The organism is Lysinibacillus sp. FJAT-14222, assembly GCF_001278875.1.
Lineage (GTDB): Bacteria > Bacillota > Bacilli > Bacillales_A > Planococcaceae > Lysinibacillus > Lysinibacillus agricola.
This window is the reverse complement of record NZ_LIYL01000021.1, coordinates 435,908-453,917: the sequence shown is the minus strand read 5'-3', so window position 1 is coordinate 453,917 and position 18,010 is coordinate 435,908. Positions and strand designations below refer to the sequence as shown.

At 34.3% G+C, this 18,010-nt stretch carries 14 protein-coding genes; 2 read left to right on the top strand and 12 right to left on the bottom strand.

Features of this window, described 5'->3' with window-relative positions; genetic code table 11:
• Positions 1 to 157: 157 nt before the first annotated feature.
• From AN161_RS11820 to AN161_RS11790, 7 genes are all read right to left on the bottom strand, one after another.
• Entirely contained in the window at positions 158 to 787 is a 630-nt protein-coding gene (locus tag AN161_RS11820) for a hypothetical protein (RefSeq protein ID WP_053594540.1), read from the bottom strand.
• Positions 787 to 1,428: a 50S ribosomal protein L3 gene (gene rplC, locus AN161_RS11815; protein WP_053594539.1), complete on the bottom strand. Its 642-nt coding sequence runs from the start codon at positions 1,426 to 1,428 to the stop codon at positions 787 to 789. The genes AN161_RS11820 and rplC overlap by 1 nt, the downstream gene beginning before the upstream one ends.
• A gap of 81 nt (positions 1,429 to 1,509) precedes the next feature.
• Entirely contained in the window at positions 1,510 to 2,562 is a 1,053-nt protein-coding gene (locus tag AN161_RS11810) for a Cfr family 23S rRNA (adenine(2503)-C(8))-methyltransferase (RefSeq protein ID WP_053594538.1), read from the bottom strand.
• A gap of 532 nt (positions 2,563 to 3,094) precedes the next feature.
• Positions 3,095 to 3,871: an alpha/beta hydrolase gene (locus AN161_RS11805; protein ID WP_053594537.1), complete on the bottom strand. Its 777-nt coding sequence runs from the start codon at positions 3,869 to 3,871 to the stop codon at positions 3,095 to 3,097.
• A gap of 531 nt (positions 3,872 to 4,402) precedes the next feature.
• Complete coding sequence (locus tag AN161_RS11800; RefSeq protein WP_053594536.1) at positions 4,403 to 4,672, bottom strand: hypothetical protein; 270 nt, start codon at positions 4,670 to 4,672, stop codon at positions 4,403 to 4,405.
• Positions 4,673 to 5,309: 637 nt separating this feature from the next.
• Positions 5,310 to 6,788 (bottom strand): Lsa family ABC-F type ribosomal protection protein, encoded by a 1,479-nt coding sequence (locus AN161_RS11795; protein ID WP_053594535.1) that lies wholly within the window; start codon positions 6,786 to 6,788, stop codon positions 5,310 to 5,312.
• A gap of 830 nt (positions 6,789 to 7,618) precedes the next feature.
• Positions 7,619 to 8,503 (bottom strand): LysR family transcriptional regulator, encoded by an 885-nt coding sequence (locus AN161_RS11790; protein ID WP_053594534.1) that lies wholly within the window; start codon positions 8,501 to 8,503, stop codon positions 7,619 to 7,621.
• A gap of 278 nt (positions 8,504 to 8,781) precedes the next feature.
• Between AN161_RS11790 and AN161_RS11785 the strand changes: the two genes are divergently transcribed.
• The coding region (locus tag AN161_RS11785; RefSeq protein WP_241774550.1) for a penicillin-binding protein 2 at positions 8,782 to 10,921 on the top strand (2,140 nt) is incomplete at its 5' end.
• Positions 10,922 to 11,050: 129 nt separating this feature from the next.
• Entirely contained in the window at positions 11,051 to 11,863 is an 813-nt protein-coding gene (gene blaOXA / locus AN161_RS11780; RefSeq protein WP_053594533.1) for a class D beta-lactamase, read from the top strand.
• A 434-nt stretch (positions 11,864 to 12,297) separates the two neighbouring features.
• Here blaOXA and AN161_RS11770 read toward each other — a convergent pair whose 3' ends face one another.
• From AN161_RS11770 to AN161_RS11750, 5 genes are all read right to left on the bottom strand, one after another.
• The gene (locus tag AN161_RS11770; protein ID WP_053594531.1) at positions 12,298 to 13,050 is read right to left on the bottom strand and encodes an ATP-binding cassette domain-containing protein; all 753 of its coding nucleotides are present in this window, start codon (positions 13,048 to 13,050) and stop codon (positions 12,298 to 12,300) included.
• Complete coding sequence (locus AN161_RS11765; RefSeq protein ID WP_053594530.1) at positions 13,047 to 14,111, bottom strand: iron chelate uptake ABC transporter family permease subunit; 1,065 nt, start codon at positions 14,109 to 14,111, stop codon at positions 13,047 to 13,049. Before AN161_RS11765 ends, AN161_RS11770 begins: the two co-directional genes overlap by 4 nt.
• Positions 14,108 to 15,124 carry an iron chelate uptake ABC transporter family permease subunit gene (locus AN161_RS11760; RefSeq protein WP_053594529.1) on the bottom strand — a complete coding sequence of 339 codons (1,017 nt, stop codon included), beginning with the start codon at positions 15,122 to 15,124 and terminating at the stop codon, positions 14,108 to 14,110. Before AN161_RS11760 ends, AN161_RS11765 begins: the two co-directional genes overlap by 4 nt.
• 19 nt (positions 15,125 to 15,143) lie before the next feature.
• On the bottom strand, positions 15,144 to 16,175 hold the full coding sequence (locus AN161_RS11755; protein WP_053594528.1) for a siderophore ABC transporter substrate-binding protein: 1,032 nt from the start codon (positions 16,173 to 16,175) through the stop codon (positions 15,144 to 15,146).
• Between the two features lie 396 nt (positions 16,176 to 16,571).
• Positions 16,572 to 17,243, bottom strand: coding sequence for a response regulator transcription factor (locus tag AN161_RS11750; RefSeq protein ID WP_053594527.1), 672 nt, complete (start codon positions 17,241 to 17,243; stop codon positions 16,572 to 16,574).
• Positions 17,244 to 18,010: the final 767 nt, after the last annotated feature.

The window sequence follows — 18,010 nt, the reverse complement described above, 5'->3', positions numbered from 1 at the left end:
TACGAGTAATTCGTGTGTAACCTCCAATTCTAAAGACATGTTATCTCTCCTTTTCATTAGAGTTAAAGGTGTAGGAAATATACTCTATTATAGAAAAAACCCTTCCAAAAATTCGGAAGGGTTAATCAAATTTCATATTTTTTTTAGAAAAGTGAAATTATAAATAAGTTTCAATTGATGCTGCTTTTTTCAATTCGAGAACAAAGGCTTTATATTTCTCTTCTCGCTTTTCATATTCAAGGATAATACGAATGTATTCCTTTTGCATTTCCCCGTTTTCAGGTGAATTTTGGTATTCGTGTTCAATCTCTTCCTTGGATACACTATTGTCTCCCAACTGATTATCAATAAATCGTTGCATACGCAATTCTTTCAATACTAATTCTTCAATCTCCTGTTTAGAGTATTCTTCTGAAACATCAATTCCAAACTCGTCAGATAATTCTTGCATACAATCAGCAATTTGTTCTTTATCAGGTTCCCATCCAGAAATGTTTCTATCCTCATTCATTTTTTGTAAAACAAGCTCATGTTCAATGACTGATTCAAGAGCACAATAATAACACTCAAGAAGGTCTGATGAAGACATTTCAGAAGGGATGATCCCCAACTTTATGTCGTTAATCAGCTCGATATTTAAATAGTTTAAATTTATTTCATAATCGTTAACTCTAGCCACGATGGACGGTAGTTGAATTTTATCATTGTCAGTCAGCATCAAAAAATCCGTAATGACTACATCATCTCTACCAATACTTTGGCTGGAATCATTCTGTTTGTTTAACACTAATCATCACCATTTTCATTCAATTTTTTAATTGCAGTTTCTATTTTTACAAACGACTTTTTAGCTCCAGGGATATTTCCTTTAATTAATAACAAGTTACGTTCACTATCAACCTTTATGATTGTAAGATTTTGAATAGTGGTCTGTTTTCCACCCATGCGTCCGGGCATTTTCTTTCCTTTGAACACTTTCATGCCATCATTTTTGGCGATTACACCGATGGAACCAGGAGCTCGATGGAATCTTGAGCCGTGAGATGCAGGACCTCCACTTAATCCATGTCTTTTAATGACACCTTGAAATCCTTTTCCTTTAGATATACCAGTAACATCTACTATGTCGCCTTCTTGGAATATATCTGCACTAATACGTTTTCCAACATCTAATGATGCTCCACGAATTTCTTTAACATATCTTTTAGGAACGGTATTTGCCTTTTGACTTCTTCCAATTTCCGCTTTGATTGGATTCTTTTTATTAGAAAATCCAATTTGGATTGCATCGTATCCGTCACTTTCCAAGGTTTTCTTCTGTAACACAACATTCTCTTCCACTTCAACAACCGTCACAACTATGGGATCTCCACTATCACTAAACACTTGAGACATGCCTATTTTTCTTCCTAAGATTCCTTTTATCATAAATATCCTCCTAATAATTTAATTTATTGTTAGTAATAAACTATTAGGGTACTTCCCACGTTCTAAACATTTCTCTCACCCTTATTTATTGGTTATTGTTTTTTGATAGTTTCCATACAACTGCCCGCAAGCAGCATCTATATCAATGCCAAATTGGCTTCTAATGGTAACGTTAATTCCTGCTGATTTTAATTCTTTATAGAAGTTTACAACTTGATTTTCATTTACTTCTTCAAACCTCATAGGTGAACTAACAGTAGGGTTATATCTAATGATGTTTACATGGTACAAGTTCCCTCTCTTATATCTACCCCTTAAAAGGTTGACTACTTCTTTTGCATGCTCAATAGAATCATTAACTCCTGGCAACATAATATAAGCAATATAAACTTTTCTTGAGGTCACACGTATATGCTCATCTAATGTGTCCATTACATCCAATAATGGGTAGCGTTCATTAATTGGCATTAACCCGCTTCGCTGTTCATTAAAAGGAGAATGTAATGAAAACGTCAGGTTGACCTGTGGATAGTTTTGAGTCATTTTTTTTATGCCCGGAATAATGCCTATAGTCGAAATAGATAACCTGCGAGGACTTAAAGCAAATAACTCCGGATTTGTAAGTACATTTAAAGCATCAAAAACTTGTACATTAGCCAATGCTTCTCCCATCCCCATAAAAGAAATACTATCAATTGAATGTCCTTTTAAGTGAAAGTACAAAATTTGATCAGTAATTTCATCTGACGTTAAGTTGCGTTTTAAACCTAAATCTCCTGTTGCACAAAATTTACAACCAAAATTGCAACCGCACTGCGAGGATATACAAAATGACTCCCAACCAGCTTTATATTTCATATTTACCGTTTCTATTTTTTCGTCTCCTGAAATTCCAAATAAGACTTTTGTAACTTGTTCAGAATGTTGTGCCTTTAAAGTAGCAATATTTAAAATCGATTCTCCAAATTCTTTAATTAACATTTCTCTTAGGGATTTAGGAAGAACCGTTATTTCATTGAAATTATTTATTCTCCCTTGGAATATAGCATTTGTGATTTGACTCATTCTAAAATTAGGAAATTTATTCTGCTTCAAGAACTCTTGAATTCTTATATACTTGTTTTTTTGTTGCATGTTTTCTCATCCTTCCATAAAACTCTGATTTGTTTGAGTAATTAGAAGGGAGTTATCATCTAACCTTTTTTATTAAAATTAGGCACAAAAAAACACCGATACAATTATCGGTGTTACGCTTAAATAAAATCACGCACAAATAAACAAGGACATTATGTCATTGAATTATAGTTTATTTGCCGTAGAGAAAAAGCTACGATAACTGTTTTTATATGATTATTTGGCTTAAAAAAGGACAGACTACTCCCTTTGTACGCCAAACGGTTTCCAACTTTTGTATTTTTACCAAACAAAATTCTAAAAACTGTTATCATTGCTTTCACCTCTTCCCTGTCAATATTAGTAATAAGTACCGTACCATAAAGATTCCTCTATGTAAAGTTATAACATAAACAAATGTTTTTATTAAACTAACCTGCTCCGTTAGCTTAATAAAAACAGCCGCCAAGAATGGCAGCTGGATCTTAAGCTCTTGCACCCGGTTAGAAAATAATCAATCTTTTTTATAAAACTATAAAACATTGTTATTTTCTCAATTTTTATAATGATTCTGGATAAACTCATCAATTTTTCCGTTTAATTTATCTGCTGCCTTCGTCGGAATTTGGTGCTTTTCTTTTTCTAAATACACTAATTTATTATTAGGCAACTTTTCATGTAGTAAGCGGGCATATTCATAAAACGCTTTGTCTTTTGTACCAAAAATAAGCAAAATAGGTAATTTAATCTTATGAAGTCGACTTGTACAATTATAGTGTAGGCTATAATTGAAATACTGCTGGATATTCCGTACATCTCCATAAGATGCATCTTTATAAAGTTTCTTAAATACTTGTCGTGTCTTAGAATTCCCCCATGAAATAGCAAGTGTAAGAACAGATATGGCTTTTTTATTTGCTAGTCTAACTGCTAAAGAAATTTTTTGCTTTAAATAAAGATCTTTCACTTCAGACATTCCACTAATTACAATACCACCTAATGCCCTACTTGGATGGGTCAATAGAAATTCTAATAAAATCGAGCCTCCAGTTGAATATCCACAAATAAATGCTTTCTCAACACCTAAATAATCCAGTAAATGAACAATATCATTAACAAGGAGTGAGTAGCTGATAGCTTGTTTGGAAAAAACGCTTTTACCATGTCCTCTAATATCAAAGGTGATCACTTTATATCTTTTAGATAAATGTTCTAATTGATAAAGAAAATTTGTGCTTGTCAATAATGGTGGGTGAATGAAGATAATTGGCGTGCCCTCACCCTTTACTTGATAATATATGCTGCCACCTTCTACACCTAACATCGGCACTTCTAATCACCTCGAATTTAACAAAGGTCCAAGATAACTTTTCATCTAGACCCATAAAACTTCTAATGAATCTACACGTTTTTTTGTATTATTCTTATAAAAACGCAAAATCTAAATTAATGGTTATCGTTTACTCCCATCAATTATGTCTCGGCATAATTGATGTTGGTCACTCAGTCGTTGCCACAGGACGTGGCGTTCTTAGACTGAGTTCCTCTGTTTCAGCAGGTGTTTGGACGCCCGCTGAAAAGTAACTTAAATTCGCATTCATTTGTACCTGTCGCTACGCTTTCGGTACAAAAGACATTTGCTGAAAGAAGTTAAACTATTAGAAAAAAATTGATTGCAACTACGAAACATTTTCTAAGTATAAACGAAATTAACAGTGTAAATACTTTATTACGTATTACCAATCGCTATGAAGTCGAACTTTCCAGACTCCCTCGAAGTCATAGCGATTGGTTAATAACCTAAAGACCAAACAATATTCGTTCATGTCTATAATAGAAAAAATCGAACATAGTACCCTTACTATTTTGATGAATTCCCTGTTAAATTATTGGCTACAGCTTCTAAAGGTTGTTTCATCTGTTGCGATGATTGATTTGTTTGCTGTTGTGATTGGTTCATTTGTTGTAATGGTTGTGCCACTTGTTGTAGTGGCTGCATCATTTGTTGTGCGTTCTGTAGATTTAATTTGTTCGAAATATTTTTTGTGAACTGCTGAAGAGTTCCATTTTGCAGCCCTCTAGCTACACCCAATATAGCAGCTCCAATTACACCCCATGTAAGAAATCTCACTAATAAAAGCCTCCTTCCTAAATATTTTGAAACAAGTTTAGTATAAGGAATCAAACTTGGACTATACTAAACAAATTTTGGATTATTATTTCGTATCTCGAGCCCGTTTTCTATCCATTTCAAGTGTTGATTAGGAAAATATAGCTTTATTATTGAGTGATAAAAGGATTTTTTTTGTTGATATTTTGCTTATATATGCCCATTTTTAACTAATTGTAGCGGAGAGTTTCTCGACTCCCGCAGCGGAAATTAGCGGCATTTAATTAGGATCATTATCGGAAGTTGCGGATGACATTTGTTAAAACGTATGCGATAAGTTGATTGGAGTGGAGACTGGGCGACTCCTTGGGGATCAGCGTCACAGATGAGACCCTGGAACGTAGCGGATGTTTTCTGTGCGAAAGCGTAGTGCTAATGTAGTGGCAGCAACAATGTTTTTTTCTGCGCGAAAGCGAAGCGTCAGCGACAAATCAACACACTTGATAAAATTTGTGACAAAATAAAAGAATCCATTTTGAAAAAAGATTGATCAAAATGGATTCTTCTCTAACAGATTTATGTTTAGTTTTCATAAAAAAGTTTGTTCATTTTAGCTCGTTACTAAAGCACCTGATTTACTGATTATATCTTCAATTCTTCATATAGATATAGTTTTTGTTGCAACTGTTTGTTGAAATGCTTGATCATGCTCAACAAAAACCATTGTGGGATTAAATTTTTGAATAAGCTCTTCAATCTGCATGCGCGAATAAATATCAATAAAATTCAACGGTTCATCCCAAATATAGATATGAGCTTTTTCACATAAACTTTTGGCTATAAGTAGCTTTTTCTTTTGTCCACCAGAATAATGAGATATATCTTTCTCAAATTGAATTCGATCAAAGTCCATCTTACGTAGGATAGATTTAAATAATGTTTCATCAATCCCATGCTCTTCAATAAAGTCCGATAACAGTCCCTTCAAATGAGAAGTATCTTGTTGGACATAGGAAATAACGAGACCTGAACCTACATACATCGAGCCTGTATGCTGTATCGGATTTCCTTGAATTAGTTTGAGGATACTACTTTTTCCGCTTCCATTCTTTCCATCAAGCACAATTCGGTCACCTTGTTCAAGTTTAAAGCTAATCGGCATATTCACTATTTGGTTATCGTATTGAACAGACACATCGGCCAAAACAATCAATTCATTTGAATGAAACGCCAATGATTCTAATTTTAATGACTCGGTTTTTTCCACGTTTTTTAGCAGTTTTGACTTTTCCTCAATAGCTTTTTGCTGCCTTGATTCAATGTTCTTTGCTCTCTTCATCATCTTCGCTGCTTTATGTCCTACAAAACCTTTGTCTAACTTAGAGCCTGAATTCGTTGTTCCATTTTTGGAAGCTTCCACTTGATTAGACCAACCTGATGAACGCTTTGAAGACTGTTTTAATCTCCCTATGTCTTTTTGTAGACGCTCATTAGTTGCCTCTTCGTGTTCCTGCTGACGATCAAAATTCAACTTCCAAGAAGAATAATTACCACTTTGAACTTCAATATTTGCCCTATTTATAGATAAGATATGGTCAACGCAGCCATCTAAAAAGTTTCGGTCATGTGAAATTAAAATAAACCCTTTTTTCTTCCTTAAATATTCAGAGACCATCTTTCGTGCTTCCGTATCTAGATGGTTGGTTGGTTCATCAATTAATAGAAATTGACCTTCTGTTAAAAAAAGTGCAGCAAGCAACACCTTTGTCTGTTCTCCATTTGACAATGTTTTAAAAGGTCGATACATGACCTCGGCATCGACGTCTAAATAGGATATTTCACGAAGAATTTCCCAATCTTCTGCCTGGGGGCAAATTTCTTCCATGATTTCATGAGTATACTTGTTTTTATCCGAAACTGGATAAGGGAAATAATTAAATTCTACCGAAGAATTGATTTTCCCACTATACTCATAATTCCCTAATAATAAATTAAAGAATGTTGTTTTTCCTCGTCCATTTCTACCGATAAATCCAAGTTTCCAATCCGTATCTATTTGAAAGTTTACATTTTCAAAAATATTGTCAAAGCTACTTGGATACGAAAAAGTTAAATTTTGAACTTGTATCATTGACATGATAATTCCTCCTTTGTATAGCTATACTTTTTACTGTTTATACAAAGTCGGCATATCCATCCATTCTAAATTTCTCCGTATAAGTTTGATGGATATTAACGACTTGTACGGAGCATTACATGCGTAACAATAGTATCTGAATCGCCCATTTCTCTCTCCCCTTTTTTGATCAATTATGCCTCGGCATAATTGCGTCCGGAATCGGCTTTGTGCAAGCACAAAGAACTCCTTACCGATTCCGTGACATCCGCCGGAGGCTTTAACTTCTTTCAACGGATGTTTTGCTGAAAGAAGTTAAATATTTATGAGAGAATAAAAAATCCTCCCAATTTGTAATTGGAAGGATTAGTCTTTCACTTAGCGTAAATAAGTTCCTTACTTGCCATTGGAAACATGACAAATAAAGTATAAACTGATTTATAAAAATGGACAGACTAATCCTATATTTTGTAATTTGAAGTTTGAAGTTGTTCATTTCAAATAAAAATATAGTTTAGTTAATCATCGTCCATTCATCAGTCCTCTCATAATTGTACTTTTATATTAACAGATTTTTTTATGGAATACAATTCAGCATCATCTTCACCTCAAATTACTGCTTGTTGCTCTTTTGATAATTTCTATACAATTGACCTCAAGCAGCATCTATATAAATTCCACTTCTGTGAACGTAGCAAATGTAAACCCATCACTCTTTTTAAATCAACTTTTTATTATTTTGTATGTGTTCCTCTCCTACTCGGACTCTCCGACAGTACAGTCAGGGGAAATCACATCCCACTTTCCAAAAAGCGTCAAAGTTAGGACACCTAGATCCATCATTTTAGTAGTTATTCAGAAATTTTGATTTCTTCTATTAAAAAATCACAAAGCATTTTTTTTGTAAAAGATAAGTCTGGTATAGTAGTGGTTCTTAGCATACCAATGGGAATTAGGTCATTTTCAACATCAAGTTCTCTTATTGTAATGTTAGGGATCGAAGATGGTACAAGTGATAAAGGCATAATTCCAATTCCTATGTTTTCTGATACATAGTAAGGAACAATAGATATATTATTAATAGTTATGAAATCGGGGTTGCTTATTAACCCCATAATAGCCGATTCAATTCTTCTTCTGTAAGGACATCCATCTCCACCCTTTAAAAGAGTGTATCCTTTAAACTTATCAAGTGAAACTTTTTCATACGCACAAAGAGGATGGTTAGTTGGAAGCACTGCAACAATTTTCTCTTCATAAATGGGAGAAAACGTGAAATTTATACCATCTTCAGGAAGTGAACAAAATGCAAAATCAAGATCATCCCCTAGTAGTAAATTTGCTAAATAAACTGTATTCCCTACAAAAATATTACAGGTTACATTAGGCTTTTGGATTTTGAACTTTTTTAATGCATTTGGAAAATATCTACTTGCCAGAGGTTCAACGAGACCTATATTTATAACACCATATTCCTCTAAATCATAGAACTTTACCTGTCCCTTTACATATTCCCAATGCTTAATTAATTGGTTAACTTCTTGTGCAAATAAAACACCTGCTCTAGTCAATTGATTACTTTTTCCACTCTCAAAAATTTGAATACCTAGGTCTTTTTCGAGTCGCTGAATATGTGAGGTAATGGTTGATTGAGCAAAGTGAAGGTGAGAGGCTGCCTTATTAAAACCGCCTTGTGAAACGATTGTTTGAAAAGTAATAAGTTCTTTTAAGTTCATAAAGGGTTCTCCTTATCGGTATTTATGATAATAAAATTCATTTTTATCTATTATACAAATTAATTTATATGAAGTAAACTTTGCCTAAGAAGAGCTCTTCTATTAATTTAGGGGATTGTTGATCAACGTAAAAATAACCTTTATCCCTGTATTGCCATTAGATCTTAAGTAATTGTAATTGGATGAGGAGGGGAATACATCTGCGCAAAGAACCGGAAAAAAATCGCGCGGCGAGTGTTAAAGCAAAACATCACTCTAATTTAACATTTCGTATGAANATTTCGTATGAATGTCCTTTTCTTTGCTATATTTATCGTATTTTCGATGTTAATTTTTAGGCTTGGCTATATGCAAATTGTCAAAGGGAAAGATTATGTACGTATTTTAGAGCGTAAAGAGGAAGTATCTGTCAATACAAGTGTGCCAAGGGGACGAATGTATGATCGATATGGGCGTATTCTAGTGGATAACCAACCAGAAAATGCGATTACGTATACGAAAATGCAGACTAGTACAACGGAGGAAATGCTGGATATAGCCGAAAAGCTGGCACAATTGATTGAGCAACCAACAAACCGTGTCACTTTACGTGATAAGCTGGATTTTTGGATATTAAAAAATCATGACGATGCCTATGCAAAAGTATCAAAGGCAGAGGAAAAGAAAATTAGAGAGCTAGAAAATATGACGACAAGTCAAATCAATGCACAGATTGATAAGCTTGTCCGTGAACGAATTACGCACGAAGAATTAACACAATTGACGGATGCTGACTTAGAAGTATTAGCAATCTATCGAGAAATGGCATCAGGTTATAGTTTATCACCACAAATTATTAAAAGTGAAAATGTATCAGCTGAAGAATTTGCACGTGTCTCTGAGCGTTTAACTGAATTACCAGGTGTTAACACAACGACTGACTGGAAACGTGTGAAATTATCATCACTGGCTATTTTAGGACGTACAACCGTACCAACAAAAGGGATTCCAAAAGAAAAGCTAAATTATTATTTAGCTCGTGATTATTCGCGAAATGACCGTGTAGGTGAAAGTTATATTGAAGCTCAATATGAAGAATTACTGCAAGGGCAAAAAACAGTTGTGAAAAATATTACGAATAAAAAAGGACAGATAGTCGATACCATTACGACTTATGAGGGTGAGCCTGGTAAAGATTTAGTCTTAACACTAGATAGTGAGTTAACGGCTGCAACAGAAAAAATTGTAGAGGAAGAATTGCTGAAATTAAAAGCACTTCCTGGCTCATATTTATTGGATCGTGCCTTTTTAGTAATGATGGACCCGAATACAGGCGATATTTTATCAATGGTTGGTAAGAAAATCGAAAAAAATCCTGAAACGGGGAAAAATGAAGTTGTCGATTATTCGTTTGGTAACTTTACGACAGCTTATGAGGCTGGTTCAGCTGTAAAAGGCGCAACTTTACTAACAGGTTATAACTTAGGAGTCATCACACCAAGTACTGTATTTGGAGATGAACCAATTCATTTAATGCAAACCAAACCAAAAACCTCTATTTTTAACAGGAATGGCTATATTTCGATGGATGGTTTAACTGCTCTTGAACGTTCCTCTAACGTATATATGTTTAAAACAGCGTTGCTTATTAATGGAACGCCATATAGCTATGGGATGCCTCTCCGTTTAAATGAGAACACATTCCCAAAAATGCGTAATAATTATGCCCAGTTTGGCTTAGGTGTAAAAACAGGTATTGATTTACCAAATGAATTTAGTGGCGTACAAGGTCCGTCTGATCCAACGATGGGCGGTAAAGCACTCGACTTAGCGATTGGGCAATATGATACGTATACACCTTTACAATTGGTGCAGTATATTTCGACAATAGCAAATGGCGGCTATCGCATTCAGCCACATGTTGTCAAAGAGGTACATGATCCATCAAAAGATGGACAGCAGCTTGGTCAACTAGTAACAGAAATTGGACCGACTATTTTAAATCGAATTGATAATTCTGCAGATGAAATCGATTATGTAAAAACAGGTTTACGCCGTGTTTATACTGGTTCAAAAGGTTCAGCTCGACAGGAATTTGCAAATGCTCCATTTACAGCTGCAGGGAAAACAGGAACAGCTCAGGCAGTATATTATGGTCCATTAACAGAATATTATGGTACAGAATCAATTTCCTTTACTCATGTTGGCTATGCGCCTTATGAAAATCCTGAAATTGCCTACGCTGTTATTATTCCGTGGGCAACAACAAACACAAGTGCGAATTTAACTAATAATAATGTCATTGCTAGGAAAGCATTGGATAAATATTTCGAGATAAAAGCAAAATATAAAAATGAGAAAGTAACTGATAGTGATGTGTCGCATCCAATTTTACCAGCTATTACTAAAGATGAAATTGGTGAAGATGAGCAAGAATAAGAGAAACCACTAGATGCCTAGCAATTTTTTTACAGTTTCGGAGTATTACTCGCGGTATGAAAAATCAATACTGTCAAATAAATGATGTTTTCAATGATAAATTCGCAAGAGCATGAAAGGAAATATAAAATGAAAAAAATATTTTATTATGTACTTACCCTATTGTTGACCTTAGGTATTGTAGGTTGTTCAGCTCAACCAGAGTCTAACAATCCTAACATCCTAAGTGAAGTTAACGTTAACCAAGTTCAGGCTGATCCATTTTTTAAAGATCATGATGGGACCTTTATTTTGCGAGATTTAAAAACAGAGGAAACTTATATCTATAATGAGCAGAGAGCAAATGAAAAACTAACTCCCCAATCTACCTTTAAAGTTCCTAATGCATTAATTGGGTTACAATTAGGAGTTGTTAGAGATGAATATGATATCAAAAAATGGGATGGTACAGAACACGAAATTATCTCCTGGAACCATGACTATACCCTTGGATCAGGAATGCGTGATTCTGTAGTTTGGTATTATCAAGCAATGGCTCGAGATATTGGTGAACAGGGTATGAAAGAATGGTTGCATAAACTCTCCTACGGTAATGAAAATATTAGCGGAGGAATTGACCAATTTTGGTTACAAAGTTCATTGAAAATATCACCATTGGAAGAAGTCGATTTTATGGAAAAACTTTATAAAGAAGACCTTCCATTTGATAAATCTGTTATGAAGACTGTTAAACGCATGATGATTCAAGAAGAAGGAGATCATTACATTCTTTATGGAAAAACGGGAACTAGAATTACAGACATGGGACTAGGGTGGTTTGTTGGTTTTATCGTAGTTGAAAACCATCCTTATGTTTTTGTTACAAATCTTGATGATTCTGGAACCGTTGCAAAGAACATTACTTTAGAGATGTTAAAGCAATATAATTTGATTACAGAGTAAATAAGCTATATAAGATTAAAAAGAGAATTTCAAATAATTTTGAAATTCTCTTTAACTACCTATAGAAAACACCTCGATGATTAGCAGTAAAAAAATATTTTTTATCTTCCTTACCATATAACACTATTTTTTTATAAAATAGAAAATGCCAGATGATACTATTCTCATTGAGATATGTATATTTATCTTTCTGTTGTTCAACTAACTCAAGAACTTCATTTAGTTTAGGTTCAATTGTATCAAATAGATTGAGTATTTCTTGACCACGGTCATTAAGATCACTAAATTTCTCGTTATGACATACTTCAATCATTATCGTGAGCAACGGTATTTGAAAAAGCTACCGCCTGTAAAATACAGGCAGCAACTTCAACTAGAGTAGCTGTTATGATCTATGCAGCTACAGTAAATAATTTAATTTTAAAATTTCGTAACTAATAAACAGCGAGTGGCCCATAAGGACCTTCGATAATTTCTATTTTTGTTTCGAAAATATCTGTCAAAATTTTCGAATCCATAACCTCTTCTACTGTTCCAAAAGCGGCAATTTGTCCATCTTTCATAGCACAAATTCTATCAGAATATTTGGCTGCAAAATTTATATCATGCATAACAGTCAGAATTGTTCTTCCAAATTCATTAGCAGCACGTCTCAAATGCTCCATCATTTGAACAGAACGAGCAACATCAAGATTGTTCAGAGGCTCGTCCAAAAGTACATATTCAGTCTCTTGGCATAAAACCATTGCTACATATGCCCTTTGTCTTTGACCACCTGAAAGCTCATCTAAATATCGATCTTCTAAATCAGTCAAGTCTAAAAAATCGATATATTTAGAAATAATAGCCTCATCTTCTTTAGTTAATCTTCCCTTTGAATAAGGAAATCGTCCAAATCCAACTAGTTGTCTAATAGTAAGCCTAGTTACAAAATGATTTTCTTGTCGCAATATAGTCAAAATTTTTGCTAAGTCTTTGGATTTAGATCCAGAAACATCCATATTTGCTACTTGAATTTGACCTTCCTCCATATCCAAAAGTCTTCCAATCATCAAAAGTGTCGTAGACTTTCCAGCGCCATTTGGGCCAATTAAAGAAGTAAAACCCGCTTTTGGTATTTCAATATTCAAAGGTCCTATTTTTACCTTATCAGTATAGAACTTTTTAACATTATCAATTTTTATCATAAAGCCCTCTTCCTTAAAACTACAGTTAAAAATATTATTCCACCAAATAATTCGATAATAACTGAAACTACACCTTGAGCATGGAATACATGATACATCAAAAAGTATGCACTCGTAATTATCAAAAATCCTATAGCAAGAGCCATTGGAAAAATATATCTATGATCATAAGTGGACGCTGCCTGATAGCTCAAAGTTGCTACTAAAAAGCCATAGAAAGTAAGTGGTCCAATCAAAGCTGTTGAAATTGACATCAAAATAGCAACTAAGACAAGCGTATAAATTACACTAGATTGATATTTAACTCCAAAAGAAGTAGCAACATCCTTTCCTAGTGACAATATATTTAGATTCTTAGAATGAGCAAGAAGTAATATTGCTACAATTATTACGATAGGAATTACAATAGGAAAATATGCAGAATCTGCATTGTTCACAGAACCAAACAATCTTGCCTGTAAAATATCAAATTCAGAAGGCGCAAGTAGTCTTCTCATGAAAGTTGACACAGAATTTAGCCCAGTGCCCATAATAATTCCAACTAAAAGCATAAGTTGTAAATTCCCGTATTTACCAGAAAGTAGCCATCCATAAAGGATCAAACTCATCAAGACCATAACAACAACTTGAAATAAAAATGATCCAATCCCAGTAAAATTTATCAACGCACTAGCACCAAAGAAAAATATTGTACTAGTATGAATTGTTGAGTAAAGTGCTTCGAAACCTAAAAGCGAAGGAGTGATAATCCTATTATTCGTAATCGTTTGGAAAGCAACCGTCGACAAGCTCTGACAAACTGCAGCAATAATCATTGCAACAAGAGCTACTATCCTTCTCATAACAACTGGGATAAAAGAAGGTGAATCTACTGGAACTGGATTGTTATAAACTAAAAGTCCATATGAAGAAAGGATGCCCAAAGCAATCAATGTTATTAGCAAAATCCAATAACGTCTTTCTTCCTTCTTAGAACGAAAAGCCCTAGCTGATCTCTTTTCATTATGAAGGCTAGAATCGATTTCGACATTTTCTTTATTTCTATATTCCAATGTGTTCATCGGTGCCTCCTTGGTTTTCTTTGTCTCAATAAAATGGTAATAAACACGACTGACCCCACTGTTCCAAGTATTAAAGAAACAGGTACTTCAAAAGGCATTATAATTGTTCGAGAAATTATGTCACAGGCAGTTATAGTCCCCATTCCTATCAAACATACCCAAGGTAAATTACTCCTAAGATCATCGCCTCTAAACATTGAAACAATGTTTGGGACAATTAAACCCAAGAAAGGTAAGTTTCCAATAACAGCTGCAACAATTCCAACTGCAAAAGAAATGAGAACAGTCCCAAAAAGAACAATCCTGTTGTAATTAACGCCAAGGCTTGTTGCGACATCTTCTCCTAGTCCAGCTAAAGTCAATCTATTAGCATAAAGAAAAATAAGCAAAGTAACGATAACAATTAGCCATAAATATTCATATCTTCCCACCTGAACAGCCGCAAAAGAACCTACAAACCAAGTTTCAATACTTTGCGTCATTTGAAAAAAGAGTCCCATAAAAGTGGACACTGCAGAAATGACTGCTCCAAGCATCAATCCAATAATCGGGACAATTAAAGACGAACGAAGTTTAACTCTTCTTAAAAATAAAAAGAAAATCATAGTTCCTATAAAAGAAAAAATGATTGCACCAGTCATTCTTAGAACTAAAGTCGGGGCAGGAAATAATAAATAAACAAAAAGCAGCCCTAATCCTGACCATTCAATAGTTCCTGTTGTAGTAGGTTCAACAAAACGATTCTGTGTGATCAGTTGCATTACGAGTCCTGCCATTGACATGGCAGCTCCAGTAAGCATTAGTGCAGCTGTTCTCGGAACACGAGTTATGAAAAACATCTCCATGCCATCCTCATGTCCACGTATATCATACACTCCAGTAAACAGTGATATAATGCCTAAAATAATAACAACTATAATCGCTAATATAAAAGGTTTTGTCCATATCTTATTGTAGTTATAAAACTGGGGTTGAGAATTTATCTCAACCCTAGAAGTTACATTTTTCAGCACTATTTTATACTCCTTTACACTACTTAGCTTTAGCTAAAGTATTTGCAAGGTTTTCAAACAACTCTATATAAGTCTGAATTGATTCATTTGTGTAAGTATCTGCTGGTGCATAAACAATATGTTTTTTAGAAACAGCAGTTGTTTTTTGAAGAGCAGGTGCGTTAGCAATAACATCCTGAGCAGGAACTGAATCTTCTTCACCAGATATTGCAGCATCACGATCTAATACGAAAAGCCAATCAGGATTACTTTCTGCAATAGCTTCAACAGAAACTTCATCACCTTTATGATCTGAAGTAGAATCGGCAACTTCTAATGCTGGAGCCCAACCGAAAATTTCATACATCGGTCCCCAAACACGTCCAGAATGCGGAGCTGAGAAACCAATATCCCCACCACCAACGATAACACTCATCACTTTATCTGTTCCATTATAAGCAGATTTAGCATTTTCGATAACTTTATCAAAATCAGCTACCACTTGTTTAGCTTCTTCATTTTTATCGAAAATTTTTCCTAAAGCAATTGTAGAATTTTTAAGTCCATTTACTAAGTTTTCCCCAGGCGTAGCAGCTTCCTCGGAAATATCTACATTAAGATCAATAACAACTGCATTTGGCACTAATTTTTTGATTTCTTCGTAATAGCCAGCAAATCTTTGACCGACGATTACAAGTTCAGGGTCTGCAGCTGCAATAATTTCAAGATTTGGTTCGCGGTGATTTCCAATATTTTTGACTGAATCGTCCTTTACATATGGTGAATCCGCAGGCATTACATCCTTTGGAACAGCTACTAAATCAATTTTCCAATCAGCTAAAGTTTCAAAAGTTCTATTATCCAAAGCAACTACATTCTTTGGATTTACAGGAACAGTAACAGTTCCATGGGCATCAGTGATTTCAACTGTCGTAGACTTAGCAACCTCTTCACTTCCATTATCTTTATTAGACTTTGACTCTTCATTAGTTTTATTACTTGAGCAAGCTGCTAACATTAAAGTTAAAACTGCCATAATTCCAACTAATTTTAAAAACATAGATTTCTTCATACATATACTCCTTATGTAATTTATTTTGAAAACGATGAAGTCTAGAGATTGAATTGGATAATAATTGCTAACCATTTCAATTGCTATTGATAATCATTTTCATTTGGTTGTTCTGTGAATTAGTATAGTTTTTAATTCTGTGAAAATCTTGTGAAAGATATAACTTTATAAAGAAAGTTGCTTTCAAGCATAGATTGGCTACAAAAAAGTAATACGTGAAGTATTCTTTTTATAGTTTCCGTCTCTTCAATATCTTCCAGAAACTGTTTGGTTATCAGATTTAATAGAACAAAAAAACGAGCAAAACTTGGTTGAAACCGTTTTTACTCGTTTTTTTTCGATTATGTTCAAATACTGTGACAAACTGTACTTGACCTATTATCTTATTTTTACTATTCACATTGAATAGCCCCTGCCATGGATTGTTTGAATATATCTGTCTTTCTTCTCGCACTTTAGCTTTTTTCTTAAATACCCAATATATAAATCCACTACATTTGGATTGACTGCTACGTCATATCCCCAAACCTGATTCAAAAGCATTTCACGGCTCAATATTGTATTTTTATTCTTGATCAAAAATACAAGTAAGTCATACTCGCGCTTAGTAAGCGGGAGATTTTCGCCACCTTTTGTCACAATATTGCTGGATGCATCCACGAAGAGATCTTTAAACCGAAAGTAATCAGTCTCGATTGGCTGGATACAGTCCCCTCTTCTTAAAATAACTTCTATCCTTGCTACTAATTCTTCTTTCACAAATGGTTTTCTTATATAATCATCTGCTCCTGCTTGTAATCCTGCTATGCAATCCTTGCTGGACACATTGTCGGTCACAATGATTATTGGGGTCGTTTTAACAGCCCGTATTTGTCTACAAATTTCCGGTCCAGACATACTTAACGAATCCCAATCCAATATGATAATATCCCAATCTTGCTCATATACTATATTTAAACCTTTGTTTTCATTGTGAAGTGTTAAAATGAAATAGCCTTCTTGCTTTAGACCGCTTCCGATTTTCTTCGCTAAAGACCGTTCATTCTTAATTACCAACACTTGCTTCACCTATAGTTCACCTCTACTTCATTACATAAAATAATTTATCAAAAGAATATCGGATTTATAAAACATAAATTTCTAAAAATAACCATTATAACAACTTATAAGGATGAATTCGGGACATTTCACAATAAATATGTATAAAATGCATTGGATATGGTTAAACGTCGCGACACCACACTCATTTGTGTATTAGGCACCTTCTTCATGCTGGCATAAATTAATCAAATAACCGCTGGAATGCGAATAAGTGGCCATGTGGATTCTAGTCTACTTCCACAATATCGATAATGATTATCATTGTCAATTAAAATTAGAACCACCTGTATAACTAGTAGTTTAATCTGTCTGTACCAAGTGGTCTGCTTCCGCCTTTATCGATAAGTATTTTTCCTGGAAATAACGATTTTCATATTACACCTCTATTATTTTATTTATACTTTTTCAATTATCAGCTCCTACTATTATAGTGAGTCCATTGCATCGTAATCTATATTCATTAGAAAAATCCAGCTTGCTGTAGCAGAAAGTACAATCCACATATATTGTTTCATAATTCGTCGCTATGGCGGGGCTATCCACGACTTTGGCTTATCTATCCGTCGCTTTGACGATTCTATCCGTCACCTTGTCTCTTCTTTCCGCCGCTTTGACTCCTCTATCCGTCATTCTGACTAGGTCGAAATTTTTCTAAATCATCACCAACTTTTTTCCCCTTCATATTCTATAGAATCAGATCGAATTTTGAGGGGGAAACGTATGGGGATTGAATT